At 71.3% G+C, this 2,910-nt stretch carries 5 protein-coding genes; 2 read left to right on the forward strand and 3 right to left on the reverse strand.

What is annotated here, in order from left to right; genetic code table 11:
* The 3 genes from RIF68_RS33130 to RIF68_RS33140 form a co-directional block, all read right to left on the reverse strand.
* A partial coding sequence (locus tag RIF68_RS33130; RefSeq protein ID WP_309055137.1) for a cystathionine gamma-lyase occupies window positions 1-956 on the reverse strand: 956 nt, incomplete at its 3' end.
* Window positions 953-1,450: a low molecular weight protein-tyrosine-phosphatase gene (locus RIF68_RS33135; RefSeq protein ID WP_309055139.1), complete on the reverse strand. Its 498-nt coding sequence runs from the start codon at window positions 1,448-1,450 to the stop codon at window positions 953-955. The genes RIF68_RS33130 and RIF68_RS33135, both read right to left, overlap by 4 nt.
* 9 nt (window positions 1,451-1,459) lie before the next feature.
* A complete protein-coding gene (locus tag RIF68_RS33140; protein WP_309055141.1) occupies window positions 1,460-1,837 on the reverse strand; it encodes a phage holin family protein in 378 nt (125 codons plus the stop codon).
* Window positions 1,838-1,888: 51 nt separating this feature from the next.
* Between RIF68_RS33140 and RIF68_RS33145 the strand changes: the two genes are divergently transcribed.
* Window positions 1,889-2,206 carry a cupin domain-containing protein gene (locus RIF68_RS33145; protein ID WP_309055142.1) on the forward strand — a complete coding sequence of 106 codons (318 nt, stop codon included), beginning with the start codon at window positions 1,889-1,891 and terminating at the stop codon, window positions 2,204-2,206.
* Between the two features lie 213 nt (window positions 2,207-2,419).
* Window positions 2,420-2,638: a DUF5326 family protein gene (locus tag RIF68_RS33150; protein WP_309055143.1), complete on the forward strand. Its 219-nt coding sequence runs from the start codon at window positions 2,420-2,422 to the stop codon at window positions 2,636-2,638.
* Window positions 2,639-2,910: the final 272 nt, after the last annotated feature.

Consider the following 2,910-nt stretch of genomic DNA (forward strand, 5'->3'; position numbering starts at 1 on the left):
ACCGGCCCGTAGCGCCGCATCTGCCGGGAGGCCACCGCGTGCGACGGGTCGCCCGGCAGCCCCGGGTAGCGCAGGCCCGTCACGTCGGCCCGCGCGGCAAGGGCCTGCGCGAGCGCCAGGGCCGTGGTGCACTGCCGGTCGATCCGCAGCTGGAGCGTGGCGAGCGAGCGGTGGGCCAGCCAGGCCTCCATGGGGCCCGGGATCGCACCGACGATCTTGCGCCAGCGCCGGACCTCGGCGGCCCGCCGGGGATCGCGGCAGCTGACATGGCCCAGGAGGATGTCACCGTGGCCGGTCATGCCCTTGGTGTCACTGGCGACGGAGAAGTCCGCGCCGAGTGCGAGGGGACGCTGGCCGAGCGGGGTCGCGAGCGTGTTGTCGACGGCGACGAGAGCTCCGGCGGCGTGGGCCGCGGCCACCAGGCGGCGGATGTCGCAGACGTCGAGGCCCGGGTTGGACGGGCTCTCGATCCACAGCAGCCGCGCACCGTCGAGCAGCCCCAGCTGGGCGTCCCCGCCGGTCGGCGCGGTCCGGACCTCGATGCCGAACGCGCGCAGCTGTTCATGGACCAGCGGCAGCGCCTGATAGCCGTCGGACGGCAGCACCACGGCGTCCCCGCCGCTGAGCTGGGAGAACAGGACGGCCGAGATCGCGGCCATGCCGGAGGCGAAGACCAGCGTCTCCACGTCCGGCTCCCCCGGGGCCTCCAGCTCGCCGATCGCGCGCTCGAGGTGGGTCCAGGTGGGGTTCTCGTCGCGGCCGTAGGTGTACGGGCCGGTCGGCTCGCCCGGCAGATGGAAATGGGCGGCGAACACGGGGCCCGGCAGGGTCGGCTCGTACTTCACGGGCTCGGGGAGCCCGGCGCGCACGGCCCGGGTGCCGTCGCCCCACGGAGGTACCGGGGCCGGCGCGGCGCCCGGGGTCTCCTGCCCTGGGCTGTGTTCCTGTCCGGTCATGGCGTGAGCTCCTTCAGCTCGGCGTCGACGGCCGCGAGGAGCCCCCGACCGGCGGACTCCACCATCTCCAGGCACCGCTCGAAGCCCTCGCGGTCGCCGTAGTACGGGTCGGGGACGTCGAGGTCCGCGGTGGCGGTGGCGACCGGGTCGTAGGAGCGCAGCAGCCGTGTCCTCGCCGCCTCCTCGGGCGTGCGGGCCAGGCGCCGGAGTGCGCGGAGGTGTCCTTCGTCCAGCGCGATCACCAGGTCGAGGGCGGAGAACCAGGAGGCCCGGAAGCGGCGGGCGGTGTGCGCGGAGGTGTAGCCGTTCCCGGTGAGGACGGAGACGGTACGGGGGTCGGCCGGGTCACCCTCGTGCCACCCTTCCGTGCCGGCGCTGTCCACCTCCACCAGCCCGCCGAGGCCGGCCTCCGCCACCTGGCGGCGGAAGACGTGCTCGGCCATGGGCGAGCGGCAGATGTTGCCGGTGCAGACGAAGCAGACGCGGTAGGTCATGGCCGGCGCTCAGTCGCGGTCGGGCAGGACGACGTTGAGCGCCCAGGAGACGACGGAGATGATCAGGCCGCCGAGGACGGCGGTCCAGAAGCCCTCGACGTGGAAGCTCAGGTCGAGCTTGTCCGCGAGCCAGGAGGTCAGCAGCAGCATCAGGGCGTTGATCACCAGGGTGATCAGGCCGAGCGTGAGGATGAACAGCGGAAGCGTCAGCAGCTTCACGACCGGCTTCACCAAGAAGTTCACCAGGCCGAAAACCAGGGCCACGAGAATGAGCGTGAGGGCCTTCTTGCCGGTGCTCTCACCGGTCAGGGTGATGTCCTGGAGAAGCCAGATGGCGACTCCCAGGGCGCCCGCGTTCGCGAGCGTCTTGACTACAAAATTCATCATGTGTCTGATCGTGGCAGACAAGATCGGGCCGAGGGCAGGGGCGGACGGGCGATGAAGGCATTCCGGCTGGACGAACTGGAGGCGGAGCGTGCCGCGAACGAGGGCGCCTATCTCCAGTTCCTGCGCGAGCGGAACATGTCGGTGGGCCTCTACGCGCTGGACGCCGGGGCGCTGGACCCGCAGCAGCCGCACGGCCAGGACGAGGTGTACTTCGTGGTGAGCGGCCGGGCGGCGATCACCGTCGGGACGGAGACGACGCAGGTGGCCCGGGGCAGCGTGGTGTACGTGCCGGCCGGGGTGCCGCACAAGTTCCACCACATCAGTGAGGACCTGCGGGTCCTGGTGGTCTTCTCTCCCCCGGAGAGCTGAATCGGGCTCCGTCCCGGGCGGCCCGCCCCTCAGGGCCCCCGAGCACCGGACGCCGCTCCCTGATCCGGACTGATCGACAAGACACCCCCTAGGGGGCGGATCAGGGGAGAGCGGGGGGAGCGGCGCCCCCGTGTCGCGCTTCGCGCGCCTAGCCTTGAGACGTCCGGTGCGGGAACGCGCCTGACGGTTCGTTCGAGAGCGAGGAGAAGGACGATGGCGGTACGGGAGATTCTCGCGGGCATGCCCTGGTGGGTGAAGTGGGTGGCGATACCCGCCCTGGCCCTGCTCGTTTTCGGTGGGCTTCTCACCACGGTGCTGGCCTTCGTGATCGGCCTGCTGTTCAAGGTGCTGCTGTTCGTGGCCCTCGTCGCCGGACTGATCTACGTCGTACGGAAGTTCATGACGCCGTCCCGCTCGCGCGAGGACTGGTAGTGCGGGCTACTGACCAGTATGAAGAAGGCGCAGGTCGTTAGCCCGCGCGAGGGAACGCGCCGGTCGAAACAGGGTGACCGCCCTGGACCTGCCATTAAGGTGGCAGTCCTCCGCCGTGTTGGGAACCACAGGCGTAGGCCCCCGTACTGACCAGCGGTTTCCGGCTTGTCCCCCACGGGCCCGCGCCCGGGCCCGCAGGGGTTCCCAGGTACGGCGGTCGCGCGGGGGCGGCCCCCGCGAGCGGGTGCACCGCACCCGTTGTCACGCCTGGG

The organism is Streptomyces sp., from assembly GCF_031178505.1.
Classification (GTDB): Bacteria; Actinomycetota; Actinomycetes; order Streptomycetales; family Streptomycetaceae; genus Streptomyces; species Streptomyces gulbargensis.